Origin of the sequence: Microcoleus sp. MON1_C1 (assembly GCF_036701945.1) — a bacterium.
GTDB lineage: Bacteria > Cyanobacteriota > Cyanobacteriia > Cyanobacteriales > Microcoleaceae > Microcoleus.
In genome coordinates, this window is the sequence record NZ_JAUBRO010000005.1 from 37,335 (window position 1) to 54,799 (window position 17,465).

The window sequence follows — 17,465 nt, forward strand, 5'->3', positions numbered from 1 at the left end:
AAGTATAGTCATTTATAGACATCGGAGGCGTTAAGCCCCTCCCCTTTCACTTTTACTTTGAGCGGATCGACCCGCCTCGGCTGAACTACGCAGCTCCCTATCCCATCGCTGAACGCATTTGGGATTGCTTTTCTGAGGATATTGTACGCTGCATTCACATCGGAATTAATTAGCTGACCAGTCGATGTTTTGTACAAACCCCGCTTAATCCGCTTACCAGTAAACACAGGCTCTTTTTCTGTTTTTCCATAAACAGGCATTGGGTCTAAACCCACAAAACTTGCTCTGGACGTGTAGGATTCTTCCTGCACAATCACTGTGATTCCCACCAACCGAGCTTTGTATTCTAACATCTCAATTAATCGAGAGTGAGGGATACTGACAAAATTTTGGTTAGTTTGTTTACCTAGACCGATATCGGTTTTCCACTGTGCATTTTTGCCGATTACTAGCGTTCCAATTTGTTTCGCTACCAAATGGTCAACAATCACACGACTAGCATGATGCAAGTAATTATCAACTTTTTGATTGCGACAGCGAGTTAAGCGCTGAATCCGGGGTGTGGTTTGACGATTTCTTTTTAACTGGGATTGTAGTCGTGCTTTTCGCTTGTTATAGAACTGGTTGATCGATTTCAATGGTCGCCCGTTAACCAACAAAGGGATAAATCCCGGTTGATTTGAAGTTAACGCCACTAAATTATCCAATCCTAAATCAATACTAGCTACAGAGTTGGCATTGCTGATGGTGGACTCGGGTTCATCATAAATTACCTCCATAACATAGGAATCACATTTCGGAACCACTCTAACTTGACAAATCTGGTTGGGATTGACTTTAGTTTTGATTAAAAACTCACTCCCAGAAAGTTTAATAACTCCCTTCTTCAACTGTTTGCTACTAATCGCTTGAATCGTGTAGACGAGAAGGTTTCGCCCTTTGATCTTATCTTTGTACTTTGGTAGTTTCGGGCGACCAGTGAATCTTGAAGAGTCAGCTTTGTAAGCTTTAACGGCTTCAAAAAACGATTTCCAATTCTTGTCTAGCACCATCAAGATTTGCTGACTGACCTTGGCAGGCAAAGCCTTATATGCTTCGTGAGACTTCATCAAACGATTCATTTCGTTGTAATTGACATAGTTCCATCCATAAATAAAGCTCTGACGAATGACGTAATTAGCGGCATTGTAGAGGTTTTTGGACTTGAAAGCTAGTTCGTCAATCTGGGCGAAACGGTGTTCCGTTGATTTAATAATGTGCCTCTCTGTTAGTTGCATTTGGGACTTCCGCTCTTTGGGCTATGCCTATTCCTTGTTCACCACTCACAAAACAATACAATTATTGTTTATAATTGCCTATAAACTCAATGAAGTTTTACAATACTTGCTATGGCTAACCTGTACCAGGTTTCTCTAAAAACTATGTTTGAGGTTTTAGGATTAGACGTAACCAAAATTCCCGATGACTTACCAAGTCTCGCGCCCTCATCGAACGATAACTAACCCGCAGGGGTTCGGAAAAGTCTAGGGAAAGGGGCTTGAGTCATGCACCCAAGCCCGGAAAATACTAAGGGTATGCAGGCATAATGGGTAGAAACTACAAATAAGGCAGCTCGCTAAACCAAAGCGTTTCCACCGTCCGGCTAAAGGAGCCGCCTTTGTGTTGTCTCTATCTTTAACAAGGATACTTGTAAACAACTCGGTTGTCAACAAGTTTGCTTGTAAATTTCCTATGATATGCCCAGAAAGAAACAAACTCAAGATTCCAAAGATATACCAGCACTGCAAATCTTGCGGGAAGCTGCTGGTTTATCGCAATCCGCTTTAGCAAAGCAAATTCCCGACAAAACGGGCGCAAAAACCCTAAGCCAACAAGCAATCAGTAACTGGGAGCGAGGACTAGACCAACCCGAACTGACCATTGCTCAAATGAAAGCCCTTTGCAAAGCTCTCGGAAAAACGCTTAACGATTTACCTGACGACTTAGGCCCACCAAATCCCGACTGACAACTAAAAAGTCAAAAAGCCCGATCGACCTTTCATCGCTCAATCCGTGACTTTCCCTCTCAGAGCTTTAATCTGCCCTCGCTTGGTTTTGCTGTCGAGACGCTTGCGCTGGGAACTACGAGTTGCTTTGCTGGGTTTGCGCCTTTTCGGTATGACGATCGCACTTTTAATCAGTTCTTGCAGCCGTCTCAAAGCCTCCTCCCGGTTTTGTTCCTGGCTGCGGTGTTCCTGGGCTTTGATGACAATCACACCTTCGGAGGTGATGCGCTGGTCGTTGATTTGCAACAAACGCTCCTTGTAGCGATCGGGCAATGAGGAAGCTGGGATATCAAAGCGCAAGTGAATCGCACTCGCCACCTTATTTACATTTTGTCCCCCCGCGCCTTGAGAGCGAATCGCACTAATATCGATTTCGCGATCGTCCAGGAACACTGTATTAGAAATTTGTAGCATGATTCATCAGTGAAATTAAAGATACTGGGAAAGCAGTGCCTCTTTTATATATAACTTAGTTTAGTATATAAGTTATTTACAATTCTTAGCTGTCAAGATGAATTCGATGAGTTTTTTTCTATCCCATAACTCTACGTCGTTAGATTCAGCAAGGTTGTAAGCATTTTCGGTAAATCTGTTGTTTGTGATGACTCTTCCTTTATTTCCTTTGTAATGTCTGACGGCTCCTGCTACTTCTTGAACTGCTTTAATCCCAACTGGATTTTTGCTTCTTTTCGCTTGAACCACAGTTTTTGAGCCATCTTTGTATAAAATTAAATCCGCCCCATAATCTTGACTCTCTTGAGTTAAAGTAACACCATAACCAAAGTTTATAAAATGAGCCTCTAGAAATTTTTCAAACTCTTTGCCCGTCATTTCATCCACTTCCAGAATGCCACTGTCTAATAAACGCTTTTTTTCCTCTTCTTCTTTCACTGTATCCAATACCGATGTCGCAATCACACCCAAAACGGCAGCGGCTCTTCCAATAAAAGATTTCATAAAATTACATTTTTTTAAAAGGAGTAGTTATGATGGTAGCAGATTTGCTCAGTATAGTTATCTACTAAGATCGCAAGTAAGATCACAAGCACATTGTGATCTTAATTACTGATTCTTTTAGATTCCCGATATTGGACTGGGGCTTTTTGTCTGCACTCAAGTTCAAGTATGGTTCAAAGAGTCAGGCGAAAGTCAAGGGATTTTATAGTTGAGAACTGTAACAAAACTTTAATCACACCCAAACCTGAGTTTTAGCCAAAATTACGGCGGATACAGTGACAATGGGCAAGGCTGTAGCCTAAGATCGGCTTAAATTGTCAGTATCATCTCAAGGCAAGGGTGCAAAATGGCAGATATCAACGGCACGATGATGCAATATTTCCACTGGTACATTCCCGATCGAGGAACCCTGTGGGATGAGGTGAAAAATCAAGCGAAAGAATTGGCTGATGCGGGTTTTACGGCACTGTGGCTGCCGCCAGCTTACAAAGGAAGTGGGGGGCAAAGCGACGTTGGATATGGGGTTTACGACTTATTTGATTTGGGAGAATTCGACCAAAAAGGTTCAATTCGCACCAAATATGGTACTAAGCAGCAATATTTGGATGCGATCGCAGCCTTGCACAAATCTCAGATTCAAGTCTATGCCGATGTAGTTATCAACCACAAAATGGGTGCAGATGCAGCAGAGATATTTAAGGCAACTCCTTATCCTCAAAACAATCGGCTAAATCCCAAAGGTGGATTGCAAGAAATCAAAAGCTACACTCATTTTAACTTTCCCGGACGCCAAGGTAAATATTCCCAATTTGAATGGCACTGGTGGCATCTTGACGCAGTAGACTACAACGAATACAATAAAGACGATCGCAGCACAGTCTATTTGGTAGAAGGTAGAAGTTTTGATGACTATGTTGCCCTAGAAAATGGCAATTTTGCATATTTAATGGGGTGCGATCTGGATTTTCAGGAGCAAGGGGTACGAGATGAAATTACACGCTGGGGTAAGTGGTATCTCGACACAACAGGTGCCGACGGTTTCCGTTTAGATGCAATCAAGCACATATCGTCTTGGTTTTTTCCGGAATGGTTGGATGAATTGGAGCGATATGTCGGCAAAGATTTGTTTGTTGTCGGTGAGTATTGGGCACCAAATATCGATATCCTGCACTGGTATGTCGGTTCAGTTAAGGGCAAAATGTCAGTTTTTGATGTGCCGCTGCATTACAACTTTCATTACGCCAGCCAACAGGGCGGTAACTACGATATGCGGCGCATCTTAGACGGTACAATGATGCAGCAGCAACCGACTCATGCAGTAACGTTTGTCGAAAACCACGATTCCCAACCGCTGCAAGCACTTGAATCGGTGGTAGAACCCTGGTTTAAACCTCTTGCTTATGCGATTATTCTATTGCGAAAAGAAGGTTATCCCTGCGTTTTCTACCCGGATTATTACGGTGCAGAATATGAAGATTGGGGGCGTGATGGCAATCGGTACAAGATTGTTATGCCTTCTCATCGATCGCTAATTGACAAGTTTCTCCATGCTCGCAAACACTTCGCCTACGGCCCTCAATATGACTATTTCGATCATTGGAATACCATTGGCTGGACGAGATTGGGCAATCGGAAACATCCACAGGCAATGGCAGTAATTATGAGTGACGGCCCGGAGGGTTTCAAGTGGATGGAAGTTGGTAAACCTCATGCTAAGTTTGTGGATTTAACAGGGCATATTCAGGAACCTGTTTCTACTAACGAGTGGGGTTGGGGCGAGTTTCGCTGTCAAGGCGGTTCAGTATCTGTGTGGGTTCAGGAATAAGATCGGTTGGTAGTAATATCATTGTCTATTTGTAAGGTGCGCCGAAACGCACCCTACAAAAATTAATTAATCACCACTACCAGTTTGCAGCGACTCTTTAGCAGTCTGCGTCCACTCAGAGTGGAAGAATTCGCCGCGTGGTTTGTCGGTGCGTTCGTAGGTGTGAGCCCCAAAATAATCACGCTGAGCTTGCGTGAGGTTTTGCGGCAATCTTTCCCGCCGGTAGCTGTCGAAATAGTCCAGCGAGGCGCTAAATGCTGGCACTGCAATCCCCAGTTGGCAAGCAGTAGCTAACACGTCTCGCCAAGCCGATTGGCGATCGAGAATGCTCTGTTTGAACTCGGGCGCTAACAGCAAATTCGGCAACGTGGGATCGTCCTTAAAAGCTGTTTTAATCTTGTCCAAAAATCCAGCCCGAATAATACAGCCACCCTTCCAAATTCGGGAAATTTCGCTCAAACTCAAGTCGTAATTGTACGACTTCGAGGCCGCGCTCAACAGCGCCATGCCTTGCGCGTAGGAGCAAATCTTCGAGCAGTAAAGCGCATCCCGAACTTTGTTCACAAACTCTTTAGTATCGCCTTCGTACTTGCCGCTAGGCCCCGTCAGTTCTTGGGAAGCTTTGATGCGCTCGTCTTTGTAAGAAGACATGATTCTGGCATTCACAGCAGCGATAATTGTGGGAATGCTCACGCCCAATTCCAAAGCACTCATAACAGTCCAGCGGCCGGTACCTTTTTGGCCGGCAGCGTCCATAATTACCTCAACTAAGGGTTGCTTAGTTTCCGGGTCGTTGTACTTGAAAATATTAGCCGTAATTTCAATCAAAAACGAGTTGAGTTCGTCTGTGGTATTCCATTCGGCAAAAACTTCCTGCAACTGCTGGCCGTTCAATCCACCAACGTTTTTGAGCAAATCGTAGGCTTCAGCAATAAGCTGCATATCCCCGTACTCAATGCCGTTGTGAACCATCTTCACGTAGTGACCGGCGCCGCCCGGGCCGATGAATGTGACGCAGGGGCCGTCATCTACTTGAGCCGCAATTTTGGTAAGAATTGGCTCTAGTAAGCCGTAAGCAGCGTGCGTGCCACCGGGCATCAAGCTAGCACCGTTGAGCGCGCCTTCTTCGCCGCCGCTGATGCCCATGCCGACAAATCCCAGCCCCATCGATTCTAAATCTTTGGTGCGGCGTTCGGTGTCGTCGTATAGCGAGTTGCCGCCGTCAATAATCATGTCGCCCGGTGACAGCATGGGTTTGAGCTGGTCGATGACCGCATCTACGGGTTTCCCAGCTTGCACCATGACTAAGATTCTGCGCGGGGTTTCTAGGGCATCGACGAATTCTGTCAGAGTCTTGGTGCCTACAATGTTCTTGCCGGGGGCGCGTAGGGCCATGAAGTCGTCGGTTTTGGCTGCTGTGCGGTTGTACACAGCCACGGAGAAGCCTCTGCTTTCGACGTTGAGCGCTAGGTTTTCGCCCATCACTGCTAGACCGATTAAACCAAAATTTTGCTTTGTCATGCTAATAACCCGCTGGTTGTTCCCGCTTGAGGATTGATTTGCGAGAGAGGAAAGCGAGGCGGGGTGTAGCGCTTTCCGGTGGACTAAAAGTATTGGACAATAGACCTAGGAGGTTTAGGTTTATTTTTATATTCTCAGAATTGCTGTTTGGTAAATCAGTAGGGTTTTTTTAAGATTTAAGGGATATTAATGGCGCGGGCAGGTGATGATAAGGCAGGTATTATGTCGATCGCAGTAACGGTAGATACAAACAAGCGGACATTTTGAGGAAAATTGAGGAGACTGTTTTAACTATGGAAGATTTGCAGTATCTCGCGGCCTGGGTGAAGGAGCAACACGCTCGCGAGTATATTTTGACTTGGCTGCTGAGTCAACAGGGGCTGTGGTGGTCGGATGGGGATATTTATCAGGCCGTTTTGCAAAAGTCGGGAAAGCTTTTGAAAGCTTATGTTCAAAAAAGGCAAGCGGGAGAGTTATTTGAGGGAATTTCTGAGAAGTTGGTGGGAGATGATAATTGGGATGATTTAGTGCTGAGTTTAGGGCGAATTGTTGCTGTTTATCAAGAGGAATTGCTGAAGCTGCAAGAGCGCGATCGCCGGGGGGATGGGCTAAAAAAAAATTTGATTAGCCAACCGTTGAGTGGAGATGCTTTGTCGCTTTTGGAGGTGCAGCAAGCTTTGCCCGATCCTTATGCGGATACGTTGACGGGGAGATAATTGCTCATCATTTTTGTGGATGGAGGCTCATCTCAGAAACCGGGTTTCTTCCCTTATTTCTCGTACTCAACCCAAATTGTCGCAGAAACCCGGTTTCTCGCCACTTGGGCGACAGTTCTGGATCTAGATTCAAGGATTGAGAATAGGTGTAAGATCTAGAAGAAATCCGGGAAGTACATCTTCACCCGAAAGTATTGGCGGTTGGTCAAAAGAGAAATTAATCACTTCTGCTACATCTTCAGACAACCGATAGATTTCTACTAAAGGCGTTTGGGGGTCAATTAGCCAACCTAAGCGACAGCCGTTAGTTCGATAATACCGCATTTTAGCCCGCAATGTTTCTAGGGAATCACTTTGCGAGCGCAATTCTATTACAAAGTCCGGGCACAGGGGAGGAAATTTGCGCTTATCTTCTGCGGATAATGCTTCCCAACGTTCTAGGAGTACCCAAGCAGCATCAGGGGAACGCTTCGCACCGTTAGGTAATTGAAAGATAGTGGAAGAGTCAAAGACTTTTCCCAATCGAGTCTGACGATTCCACAAACCGAGTCCCAGGTTGAGATCGGAATTTCTGATGCCGCTTTCGCCGCCTGTTGGAGGCATAATAATTAGTTCTCCTTCGGGGGTTTGTTCTAATCGCCACTCTTCATTAGCGATGGACAATTGATAAAATTGTTCGTCGGTTAAAGCGACGGCGGCAGGTAGGTTGAGAGTTATAGTTTCCATCGTTGATATTATCGCCAACTAGGTTGGTTTTATTATAGATCGCACTTTCAGACAATTTTCTCAAAAAGATCGCATTCAACAGTAAAATAGGTATCTCTGCTTTACCTCGAAGGCTAGATCCCCCTAAATCCCCCTTAAGAAGGAGGACTTTGAATCGAACTTTTGTCCCCTCATTAAGAAGCGGGAATTTGTATTTGACTTTTGTCCCCCCCTTTTTAAGGGGGCTAGGGGGGATCGAAACTTTGCCACAAAACAAATGAGATTAATCTATCATAAATCTATCTCCCACAATCATCCCAGGAACCGGGTTTCTTCCGATATTTCTCGTACTCAACTGAAAATTGTGGTAGAAACTCGGTTTCTCGCCACCTAACGAGAGAAATTAGATGGCAAATCCGCGATAATTTATCACAATCACCCGCGCCAAATTCCCCACGCTAACCCACAAGTCCGCCGGGGGTTGAAAACCCCCGTCTCATAGCAAAAGTCCTCTCAAAGAGGACTGAAAGACACATTTTTGAACAAGCATTGAATATGTCCCCAGTCGGTTTCAACTCACATCTTGCACCAATATCAATTACTTGTTTAGGAACAGGCAAGATGCCTGTTCCACAAGAGATCAATTTTATTGTGGAACAGGCATCTTGCCTGTTCTTGAGAATGGTGCAACATCTCAGTTTCAACCGACTTTCGCTATGAGACAGGGGTTTTAACCCCTGGCGGACTGTTGATTTCACTCTAAATATAGCTACTAGCTTGACGTGTGAACATTGAGCAGTAAATTCCGTTTGATGCGATCAATTCGTCGTGAGTTCCTATTTCTGCTATTTTACCGTTTTCCATGACGGCGATACGATCGGCAATTTTTGCCAAGCCTAATCTGTGACTGATGACTATGGTTGTTTTCCCGGCGGCTATTTGGCGGAAGATGCTGTAAATTTCGTGTTCTGTCTTGGGGTCTAGGGCGGCGGTTGGTTCGTCAAAAATGAGCACTTCGGCTGTAGAAAGCCGCATTAAGGCGCGGGCGATCGCAATTCTTTGCCACTGTCCCCCCGATAAGTCGATGCCGTCTTCTAATTGTTTCCCCAACGGAGTCTCTAAACCTTGCTCTAAACTGTTGACTTTAGCTGCAATTCCTGCTTCGGAAATAGCTTCGTTAATTGCGGTGTCATCCGACAGTGAAAGCAAGTCGCCGAAACCGACGTTTTCGCGGACTGTGGAGGGGAAACGGGCGTAATCTTGCATGACTACGGCGATGCGCGATCGCACGTATGCTAGAGAGTACGATCGCAAATCTTTGCCATTCCAGGCGATCGTACCACTTGTCGGGTCGTACAGGCGGCCGAGGAGTTTGCCAAGGGTTGTTTTACCCGCGCCATTTTCACCGACAAGCACTAGCATTTCACCCGGGTTAATCGTTAAGTTGATATCTTCAACCGTGCTTTTATTGCTACCGGGATAGCAGAAAGATAGATGCTTAATTTCGATGCCAATTTTATCTTTTGTGGGGCGGGCATCTTGCCCGCCATCTGGTAAACTAGGCAGGCGAGATGCCACATCCACAAGCGGAGACTGCAATTGTGGTTTGAGTTCCAAAAGTTGAAAAATCGGACTAACGCCGAGGGAAATATCGTACAAATTAGTATAATTGCCAATCAGTAATTGCAAACTTTGCTCCACCTGGACAATCAAACCCGAATAAAGTGCCAAATCCCCCAAAGTATAGCGCCCTCCCAAAGCTCCCATTACCACATAAACAAATGGCAAAGCTACTCCTACTCTACTAAACACTGACCATAAAAGTACAACAATTGCTCCTTTTTTTCGGATGCGTTGCATCTCGCTAAAAAACTGCACAAACTGACTTTGCCAGCGTTTGAGCCAAAGTTCCTGCAAGCCAAACAAACGCAATTCTTTAGCGTATTCTTCGCCCGTCAAGACTCTAGCGGATAAGTTCATTTCACGACTTATTTTAGCTTGCTTTCTTTGAACTCTCCAGATGATTTTGCTATATTTTCTTTGGATGTAAATTGACGGAGATGATGAAATCAGCATCAGGAGTGGCACCCACCAAGCTATGGTAGCAGCAAGGCTAATAGATGGAATAAATATAAAAATTCCCGTGATGGTCATACTGAGGGTAAATGCTAGTTGCTGTATTTTGGATACTCCGGTTTTTGCGAGTTCTACAATATTTAATAGTTCGGGGTTTTCAAACAGGGCAATATCGTCGAAATTAGCGACTTTTTCGAGGACTTTTCCTTCGACAAAGCCTTGAACGCGATCGCGCAAAGATGTCGCTGCAAAGGAGCTCATTGTTTCGAGGGAGTCGCCGATTAACTTGAGACTTAAGACTCCGCCAATACTCCACAGCAATATTGGTCGGGAAAGCATCAAAGCAAAGGGCTGTGCTGTTTGGGTTTGCGACAGCAACCGAGATACTTCATCAATGATTAACTTATCTAAAAATAGGACGGCAGAGGGGGCAGCACCGCGAATAATGTTGAGTAATATTAAATTGCGGAGTTCTATTGGTGCGGCTTTGATTATCAGGCCGAGGCTGCGCCACAAAGCTTGGAATGTGGTAATTTGGATGGGTTGCATAATTCAATAGCAATAATTTTATTTATTCATCTCCTCCTGCTGTATTATAACAGTAGTTGTCCCGTAATATAGTTCGCTAACAATTAGGCCGCCAGGGATTTAAATCCCTGCCTCATAGCTAAAGTCCTCTAAAGAGGACTGTTGGTTAATATTTATAATTTGAGTCGGTTAGCTTCGTTTAAACAGGAGTGCCGCTCAATATGTACAGGATTTATATCAAGTCTGCTAGGCTGTTTCTTCAGTCCACTTCAGTGGACTTGAGCTGTGAGACGGGGGTTTTAACCCCCGGCGGGTTAGTGGGAAAGCGACAAATATCAAACTATCCAAATGTCAAACGCCGCGCCGTACCGTCATCTGTAAATCGCTGTTCGCCAACGCCAACAACTTCCACAATAACTTCGCGTTCAGAAATCGAAAATTGACCCTCGCGCGCGGCAATTTCAACGAGGATTTTTTCCTCTTCCAAATACACTTTGTAATTAGTCGTTGCCCAGACACCTTGTTCATGCTCAAAACTGTGTCCGTCGTCCTCATAAAGCGTCCATTCACCGCTTCCGGGCCAAATTCGCATTTTCAATGACTCAAGCGGTTCTTCGCTGACAAATTGCCTCACAGGTTCCATCGCAATTATGCCGCCGCCCCGCACGTAAAGCGGCATTCTCTCCAAAGGTGCATAAGCTAAAATGTGCGTCGGGCCCTGATAGCATTCGCCCGTCCACCAATCGTACCAAGTCCCCTCCGGCAAATACACGGCGCGGTGTTCAACTCCCGGCCGGTAAACAGGTGCAGCCATCAGCGACGGGCCGAGCAATACTTGATCGTAAAGGTGATAAGTTGCCCGATCGCGCGGAAATTGATATAGTAACGGTCGCAAAATCGGTGTTCCCGTCGTCGCAGCTTCCCAAAACAACGTGTAAATGTAAGGCAACAACTGATAGCGCAAATTCATGTATTCGCGGCAAATCTTCTCAGTGCGATCGCCAAAAACCCACGGTTCGTGTTGGGCCGTATTTATCGCCGAATGACCGCGCATCAAGGGATACAGCATTCCCACCTGCATCCACCGCGCGAACAATTCAGCGGTTGCATTCTCCGCAAAACCCCCGATGTCGCAACCGACAAACGCCACGCCGGAAAGCCCCATATTGCAAAGCATCGGTAGCGACATTTCTAAGTATTCCCACTGCGATAGATTGTCGCCCATCCATACCGACGAGTAACGCTGAATGCCCGCAAAACCCGATCGCGTCAGCACAAAAGATCGCTCGCCCGATCGCACTTTTTGCAACCCTTCCGAACAAGCTTTCGCCATCATCAACCCATACAAATTGTGCGTTTCCGCGTGGGTGGCGCCCTCAGATTCCGGGCCTTGCGGTGCATCCAGCGGAAACCAGACGTGTTGGTGGCCGTCGCCAAAAGGCCGTTCTGCGATCGAAGGTTCGTTCATGTCGTTCCAAATCCCCGCAACCCCCATATCTGTAAGGTTTTTGTGCAATTCGCCCCACCACTGGCGCACCTCTGGCCGCAGGAAGTCTGGAAACACCGCTTTTTCGGGCCAAACGTAACCGTGGAATAGCCTTCCCTCTGCGGTGCGGACGAAATAGTCGTTTTCCACACCCCCATCGAATACTTCATAATCTCCTTCCGGTTCGTACTTGACACCGGGATCGACAATCGTGACAACCTTAAAACCCGCTGCTTTCAAGTCTGCGAGCAGTTTCGCGGGATCGGGGAAACGCTTCGGGCTCCAGGTAAAAATGCGGTAGCCGTTCATATAGTCGATGTCGAGGTGGATGACATCGCAAGGAATCGCCCGATCGCGAAATTGCTTCGCCAACTCCCGCACAACGTCTTCGGAGTCGTAGCTCCAGCGGCATTGGTGGTATCCCAGCGCCCATTTTGGCGGAAGCGGCATCCGGCCGGTTAACTGCGTGTAGGTGGCGAGAATTTGGGCGGGTTCCGGGCCGTAAATAATGTAGTAATCGAGTTCCGGGCCTCTGGTTTCCATCCGCAAAACTCCCGGTTGTTGGGCGCCGATGTCGAACTGACTCCAAAATGTAGTGTGGAAGAAAACGCCGTAAGCGCGATCGGGATTCAGGGCGATGTAAAATGGGATCGCTTGGTACATTTCATCGCTGAGGGAATTGTAGTCAAGCGCGTCTATTGTCCAGTTTGTCTTGACTTGGGAGAGTTTGTCGAGAAAGCCGGTGCGTTCGCCAAAACCGTAGAAGTGTTCGTCTGCTTCGATGCGTTTCCAGCCTGCGGTTGCGCCGGTGCGCCATCCCATACTAGGATCGCAGTCGCTAGCAAAGGGTTTTCCCGATTTGTCAAAGCATTCGATGGAAGCGCGATCGCGCTTGACTGAAATCGTTATTTGTGCTGTTTCAATTTCTATTTTTTCGTCTGTTTCTCGCACTTCAAATGGTGTAATTTCCCACTCTTCGTCAGGGACAGTTATTGATTGCGATCGGCTTTTGAATTCACCTGTCGGGGACATTCGCACTCGGATCAAATTCTGCGCGAGGATGCTGAGGTTTAGGGAAGTTTCACCGCAATTAAAGTGAAAGGTGCGATCGGTTTTATTTATGGATTCTACCGAACCGATTGTTGACCAAGGCTGTTCGGTTTTTTGAAGTTTTCCGAAGTATTGCGGCATATACGATTTGGTAATTGGTAATTGGCAATTAGTAAACCGATCGTGCAATCCGCACTTGACTACCGTCATCTAGCTAAAGGATGAATATAACTTCTCAGCATTTCAAGTAAATGAACAAATGCGGTAAAATATACTTCAGCAATACCGTGGCTAGCCGAATAAGCTACTATTAAAAATTAAATCGGTATCAATAAACCCAGTCAAAAAGAACTGACACCTTGCACCCTTCTCAATCAGGCTTTATGAACAGGCAAGATGCCTGTTCCACAAGAAAATTTAGTCTTTGTGGAACAGGCATCTTGCCTGTTATTGATAACGGTGCAAGATGTCAGAAATAACTTAAATCTACTACTATATCGCTCGCGGGATTGTTTCCCACAACTCATACGGGATATCAGTTAAACAACTCTAGCAATCCTCGCCTCTCTTGTGAACTATTCTCTTCTCTTCCTTCGCGTCTTCGCGGTTCATTCTATTCGGTCAAAAACGAAGTAGATCTTTTGCTGCAAAATTACGAAATCTCCACTTTTATAACTATTCTAATGGCTGTAAAAACCCTGTTGCATTCACTCGATCTTACTTGTACAAAATAGCCTCTTTCAAAGCCGCTACCTTACCTAGCGCTTCATCGAGATCCTCTTGGGACGCGCCGTGGGCAATGATGGCATCGGTCAAATGCTTCACAATCGCATCAAAGTGTTCTGGCTGTAAATTCAAACCTTCGTGTGCTTTCTCCATTGAACGGCCTGAGTATTGCTTGGGGCCGCCGAGGGCATAAGAGATAAAAGCAGTTTGATGGCGGCGCTGCTTTTCCATATCTGTATGATCGAAGAAATGGCTCACTATCTCGTCAGCCAAAACATCGCGGTAAAAATCATCAACCATCTCTTTTATGGCTGATTCTCCACCCATTTTCTCGTACAATGTTGTTGCCATATCGTTTCAGCGAGTTCTTTTTTTTCACTTACTCTTTAATGTTAGCTGGCAGCTTTGGTGTTTTCACCCTGCGAAATATTAATTTAATCTGAAATAATTACTTGGTAACTGTTGCGACTGGTGGTATTTTTGAGATCGCCCTCTATTTGTAAACTTTATTAAAGTTCTATTGCCAGTTAGATATTGTCGATCGCCTTCCCAACATTTTGACCTAATGCACGGATTGCTTGTTTTAGCCAGAGGCTTCCGAAAAAGGCCCAACACGCATCTGTTTTCCAGCTAGCAAACTCAAGAAATTGGTGATAAAACAGAGGCCTGATGCGATCGCGGAAATTAGGCCCGCCCCTGCAATTCCACAAGTTAAAATAAATGGGCGATCGGCTGCTGAGCGGCATCATGTATAAGGGAATTGCAAATATAATCGAATCACCACCACGATCGCCTGTATACTGATATTCGGCCGTTGCTAGTCGGTTGCGACACTTCCGGGCGATCGCCCGCAGTTAAGAAAAACCTTGGACTTAAGTACGCGGACTTAAATCAAGATTATGATGTCATCCGCGCGGAACGAAGCAATCCCAAGTCTGAGCGATTGCTGCATTTCTATCTGCTGTTTCCTTAAACTTTGATGATTTTTGAGTGCCTTGAAATACTATAGCCAACATCCTAACGCTTTCTCGATCGACTACCTCAACGACTTGCGAGGAGCAATTCTAGCCTCCCCTTATCTAGCAATCAACAACCTCAACCGCGATTTCATTGGCACAAAAGGGTTTTCCGTAGTGTTTCAACGTTCGGCAATCCCCGAAGTAGAACGGCGGTTTCCCTTGTTCAAACCCTATCTAGACCAAGCATTACAGCCTGAATGCAATGCTTTTTACCTCAACCCTTTGTTGCTGGGTGAAGGTTCCCGCGTCGATCCGCATATCGATCGATCTTTGCGATCGTACTGCAAAACGGTTGAACCTCCCGCAGCCGTCAGCGTTTTATACGTGCAAGTGCCGCCAAACTTGCAAGGGGGAGAGTTGATACTGCGGCGCAACAAACAGCAAGTCGGGCAGATTAAGCCGCAAGCGAACTCGCTGATCTATTTTCAAGGAGATTTGACTCACTCTGTCAACGCTGTTAAAAGTACCGGAACTCGTTTGAGTTTGGTTTGCGAACAGTACAGTTTGAGCGAAACAGAACTGCAAGATATTCCAGGATTCACAGTGGAATCTAGGGCGGTGAAAGCAAAAATTAAGTAAGGTTTATTCGTTCCTGGGTTGGGTCGCTTTCACTTGGGTTTACTGTAAACTTAAGGCTCAATCTAAATGGGGACTTTTGAGCATTTCCATCAACTTCCGCTTCCGACTGTGTACTTGCATCAGTTGAGAACGATAAGCAGACCACTGAAGATTTTGCCCAGCGTGTAAATAGGCAGCGCGGGCTTTTTCCAACCACTTAATCGCAAGATTGTACTCGCTTGATTTCCCTTGATCCATAATCGATGCAGCACGCCGACAAGCATTGGCGATTACCCAATCGGGGCTGTGGCTGATAGCAGCCCCCATTACTCGGTGAATCAGTGCTGAGTGGTAATAACCCAAGTCATCAGCAAGGGCGATCGCATCTTCAATCATTCCCTCATCCAGAAAAATATCAACCTTCGCGTCAGGAAAATTCCAACTTTCATTACTTTTCAGAGTTGCTAACAAATCTGATTTCAAAGTTGACCAACTATCTCTTGCTAACTCCTTCACTAAAGTATAATCGCTAAAAGAAGGTTTGATTTTAAATATCTGGATTCTAGCATTTAAGGCAAGTTCGTCTTCGCCAAACTCAACAGCCAACTCACTCATCGATGTTGCCAGTTGGTAATGGCAATGACCTGACAAGTTTAACCCAGCTTGGCAAATTTTCAGAGCTTGTTCTAAGGCTCCCTGTTGCTTTAAAGTTTGAACGAGAGCCAAAGCATCTTCCGCTGATTGCATCTGGGTAGCAGCAGCTTCCACTGCTTCTTCTACTCTCCCCAAACGAGTTAACATCGTCAAGTATTGTTGAGTACAACCTTCTGCTTGGGCTAAGTATAAGTATTCTTGATCGCGTTCCTGGCGATCGAGGATTTGCAAGCGAATTAAGCTTAAGTCGTGAGCACATTTTGGTGCGTCACCAGCCCAAACTCCTGACCCAGTAATGTTTCCTTCAAGTACCTGTTGGAGTAGGGGGTCATCCCAACCTTGGCGTAAAGCTTCCAAGCTCATGCTGAAATCACAATCCCATTCATCTTGCCAAGCTTCTAACATCACCTGGAGATCAATCTCTTCTTCAGCAGTTAGTTGAGCCGTCAAAATGGCTTCTGTCCAAGCTTCCTTCAAAGCGTTAGCTATCTCATAATTTTCAGCGCCAAACTCTTCTACATCATTCCAATCTTCAACGCAGGCTGTGGTGATGGCTTCTAAAATTACTAAAGCGTTGTTGCCATCCCCCTGTTCGCTGAATTCCTGGGCTCGCTGAATTACATCTAAAAGTTCTTCTGTAATCGGGTCTTCTTCCTCCCATCCATCCTCGAAATAACGAACAGCCTCTCGCAAAATTCGTCGTACTTGGTGCCGAAAGGGAGCAGGATCGATGGAGGTGCGGCGGGGTGCTTTGGTTGGTTGGTTTGAAGGTGCAGGAATAGCACTTAAGTTAATGTATCGTTCGATCGCATCAATGAGTGATGGTTCTTCTTTTACTAAATGCTGTATTAATTGCTGGGTTTGTACATCGTTGAGGCGATCGAGCAATTGTTCCAGTGTCGGGCCCTGCTCAATTATTTCTGGTTGCCGCAGACACAATAACAGCGTCGCAACAATGTGTTTACACCACCCACCGTTATCGTAAGGACAAGTGCAGAATAATGTAGAGGCTAATCCGGCATCATCAAAGGCCAGGGTAACACGGTAGGGTTCTACTTCGGAACCCTCCACTACTGCTTGCACCATATTGCCACGCCGGACTGCCCTAGTAACATTGCCAGCTAAATAATAAGCTTCACCCCGCTTGAGAGATTGGGCAGAGGTGTGATGCTCGATCGTTGTTTCACTGAGTTTAGGAATGGGCATGAGACTATGCCTCAGCAATTAAAGGATTAGACTCGATTTTACCTGAGAAATACACTTGCTCTACAATTTAATTGCGTTCCCATTTGAGGTTTCCATAAATTTTAATAATCTGTAAAAAAACCCGGTTTCTCCACACCCGTGCCTAAGTGATCTCTCTGTCTAACTACCAAAATCGGAATAATAGCCAAACTTTTGATGAGTAACCGCCCATACAGCTAGTTTAGCCAGAGAACCTCTGCTTCACATTCTCAGAAAAAGCGAACAACGTCAAAGATGAAAATACAACGATGCAAAGCATTTTCGCTCGACGCAGGATGTCCGAGTCAATGAAGCTGCTGGTTTGGTAATGCCAGAGGCGATCGACTCACCAATAAAACGGCCACATTAATTTAA

At 45.7% G+C, this 17,465-nt stretch carries 14 protein-coding genes; 4 read left to right on the plus strand and 10 right to left on the minus strand.

The genetic code is table 11. The features are described 5' to 3' along the window. Positions 1-8: 8 nt before the first annotated feature. Positions 9-1,277, minus strand: coding sequence for a transposase (locus QUA62_RS04070; RefSeq protein WP_333402528.1), 1,269 nt, complete (start codon positions 1,275-1,277; stop codon positions 9-11). A gap of 459 nt (positions 1,278-1,736) precedes the next feature. On the opposite strand from QUA62_RS04070, the gene QUA62_RS04075 reads away from it, so the two are divergent. Further along, the gene (locus QUA62_RS04075) at positions 1,737-2,006 is read left to right on the plus strand and encodes a helix-turn-helix transcriptional regulator (RefSeq protein ID WP_333402529.1); all 270 of its coding nucleotides are present in this window, start codon (positions 1,737-1,739) and stop codon (positions 2,004-2,006) included. A gap of 39 nt (positions 2,007-2,045) precedes the next feature. On the opposite strand, the gene arfB is transcribed toward QUA62_RS04075, so the two are convergent. Together arfB and QUA62_RS04085 are read right to left on the minus strand one after the other, a co-directional pair. Beyond that, positions 2,046-2,459, minus strand: coding sequence for an alternative ribosome rescue aminoacyl-tRNA hydrolase ArfB (arfB, locus tag QUA62_RS04080; RefSeq protein ID WP_333402530.1), 414 nt, complete (start codon positions 2,457-2,459; stop codon positions 2,046-2,048). Positions 2,460-2,531: 72 nt separating this feature from the next. Further along, positions 2,532-3,002, minus strand: a complete 471-nt coding sequence (locus QUA62_RS04085) for a restriction endonuclease (RefSeq protein ID WP_333402531.1) — start codon at positions 3,000-3,002, stop codon at positions 2,532-2,534. Between the two features lie 346 nt (positions 3,003-3,348). Here QUA62_RS04085 and QUA62_RS04090 point away from each other — a divergent pair, with 346 nt between their 5' ends. Next, positions 3,349-4,827: an alpha-amylase gene (locus QUA62_RS04090; RefSeq protein ID WP_333402532.1), complete on the plus strand. Its 1,479-nt coding sequence runs from the start codon at positions 3,349-3,351 to the stop codon at positions 4,825-4,827. 66 nt (positions 4,828-4,893) lie between these two features. Here the strand turns inward: QUA62_RS04090 and gnd are convergent, their stop codons facing one another. Then, a complete protein-coding gene (gene gnd, locus QUA62_RS04095) occupies positions 4,894-6,348 on the minus strand; it encodes a decarboxylating NADP(+)-dependent phosphogluconate dehydrogenase (protein WP_333402534.1) in 1,455 nt (484 codons plus the stop codon). A 293-nt stretch (positions 6,349-6,641) separates the two neighbouring features. Here gnd and QUA62_RS04100 point away from each other — a divergent pair, with 293 nt between their 5' ends. After that, the gene (locus QUA62_RS04100; protein WP_333288618.1) at positions 6,642-7,064 is read left to right on the plus strand and encodes a hypothetical protein; all 423 of its coding nucleotides are present in this window, start codon (positions 6,642-6,644) and stop codon (positions 7,062-7,064) included. Positions 7,065-7,193: 129 nt separating this feature from the next. Here the strand turns inward: QUA62_RS04100 and QUA62_RS04105 are convergent, their stop codons facing one another. The 5 genes from QUA62_RS04105 to QUA62_RS04125 form a co-directional block, all read right to left on the minus strand. After that, positions 7,194-7,790 (minus strand): Uma2 family endonuclease, encoded by a 597-nt coding sequence (locus QUA62_RS04105; RefSeq protein WP_333402536.1) that lies wholly within the window; start codon positions 7,788-7,790, stop codon positions 7,194-7,196. Positions 7,791-8,528: 738 nt separating this feature from the next. After that, positions 8,529-10,394 carry an ABC transporter ATP-binding protein gene (locus tag QUA62_RS04110; RefSeq protein WP_333402538.1) on the minus strand — a complete coding sequence of 622 codons (1,866 nt, stop codon included), beginning with the start codon at positions 10,392-10,394 and terminating at the stop codon, positions 8,529-8,531. A gap of 319 nt (positions 10,395-10,713) precedes the next feature. Beyond that, positions 10,714-13,050 (minus strand): glycoside hydrolase family 31 protein, encoded by a 2,337-nt coding sequence (locus QUA62_RS04115; protein WP_333402541.1) that lies wholly within the window; start codon positions 13,048-13,050, stop codon positions 10,714-10,716. A 576-nt stretch (positions 13,051-13,626) separates the two neighbouring features. Then, the gene (locus QUA62_RS04120) at positions 13,627-13,986 is read right to left on the minus strand and encodes a group 1 truncated hemoglobin (protein ID WP_333402543.1); all 360 of its coding nucleotides are present in this window, start codon (positions 13,984-13,986) and stop codon (positions 13,627-13,629) included. 176 nt (positions 13,987-14,162) lie between these two features. Further along, entirely contained in the window at positions 14,163-14,384 is a 222-nt protein-coding gene (locus QUA62_RS04125; RefSeq protein WP_333402545.1) for a hypothetical protein, read from the minus strand. Positions 14,385-14,630: 246 nt separating this feature from the next. Here QUA62_RS04125 and QUA62_RS04130 point away from each other — a divergent pair, with 246 nt between their 5' ends. Continuing rightward, positions 14,631-15,233: a 2OG-Fe(II) oxygenase gene (locus tag QUA62_RS04130; RefSeq protein WP_333402547.1), complete on the plus strand. Its 603-nt coding sequence runs from the start codon at positions 14,631-14,633 to the stop codon at positions 15,231-15,233. A gap of 57 nt (positions 15,234-15,290) precedes the next feature. On the opposite strand, the gene QUA62_RS04135 is transcribed toward QUA62_RS04130, so the two are convergent. Then, positions 15,291-17,072 (minus strand): SWIM zinc finger family protein, encoded by a 1,782-nt coding sequence (locus QUA62_RS04135; protein ID WP_333402549.1) that lies wholly within the window; start codon positions 17,070-17,072, stop codon positions 15,291-15,293. Between the last annotated feature and the right edge of the window lie 393 nt (positions 17,073-17,465).

Coding starts and splice junctions, on each gene's coding strand:
- QUA62_RS04105 (WP_333402536.1), bottom strand. CDS start 7,790: ATGGAAACTATAACTCTCAACCTACCTGCCGCCGTCGCTTTAACCGAC.
- QUA62_RS04075 (WP_333402529.1), top strand. CDS start 1,737: ATGCCCAGAAAGAAACAAACTCAAGATTCCAAAGATATACCAGCACTG.
- QUA62_RS04110 (WP_333402538.1), bottom strand. CDS start 10,394: ATGCAACCCATCCAAATTACCACATTCCAAGCTTTGTGGCGCAGCCTC.
- QUA62_RS04135 (WP_333402549.1), bottom strand. CDS start 17,072: ATGCCCATTCCTAAACTCAGTGAAACAACGATCGAGCATCACACCTCT.
- arfB (WP_333402530.1), bottom strand. CDS start 2,459: ATGCTACAAATTTCTAATACAGTGTTCCTGGACGATCGCGAAATCGAT.
- QUA62_RS04090 (WP_333402532.1), top strand. CDS start 3,349: ATGGCAGATATCAACGGCACGATGATGCAATATTTCCACTGGTACATT.
- QUA62_RS04125 (WP_333402545.1), bottom strand. CDS start 14,384: ATGATGCCGCTCAGCAGCCGATCGCCCATTTATTTTAACTTGTGGAAT.
- QUA62_RS04070 (WP_333402528.1), bottom strand. CDS start 1,277: ATGCAACTAACAGAGAGGCACATTATTAAATCAACGGAACACCGTTTC.
- QUA62_RS04120 (WP_333402543.1), bottom strand. CDS start 13,986: ATGGCAACAACATTGTACGAGAAAATGGGTGGAGAATCAGCCATAAAA.
- QUA62_RS04085 (WP_333402531.1), bottom strand. CDS start 3,002: ATGAAATCTTTTATTGGAAGAGCCGCTGCCGTTTTGGGTGTGATTGCG.
- gnd (WP_333402534.1), bottom strand. CDS start 6,348: ATGACAAAGCAAAATTTTGGTTTAATCGGTCTAGCAGTGATGGGCGAA.
- QUA62_RS04100 (WP_333288618.1), top strand. CDS start 6,642: ATGGAAGATTTGCAGTATCTCGCGGCCTGGGTGAAGGAGCAACACGCT.
- QUA62_RS04115 (WP_333402541.1), bottom strand. CDS start 13,050: ATGCCGCAATACTTCGGAAAACTTCAAAAAACCGAACAGCCTTGGTCA.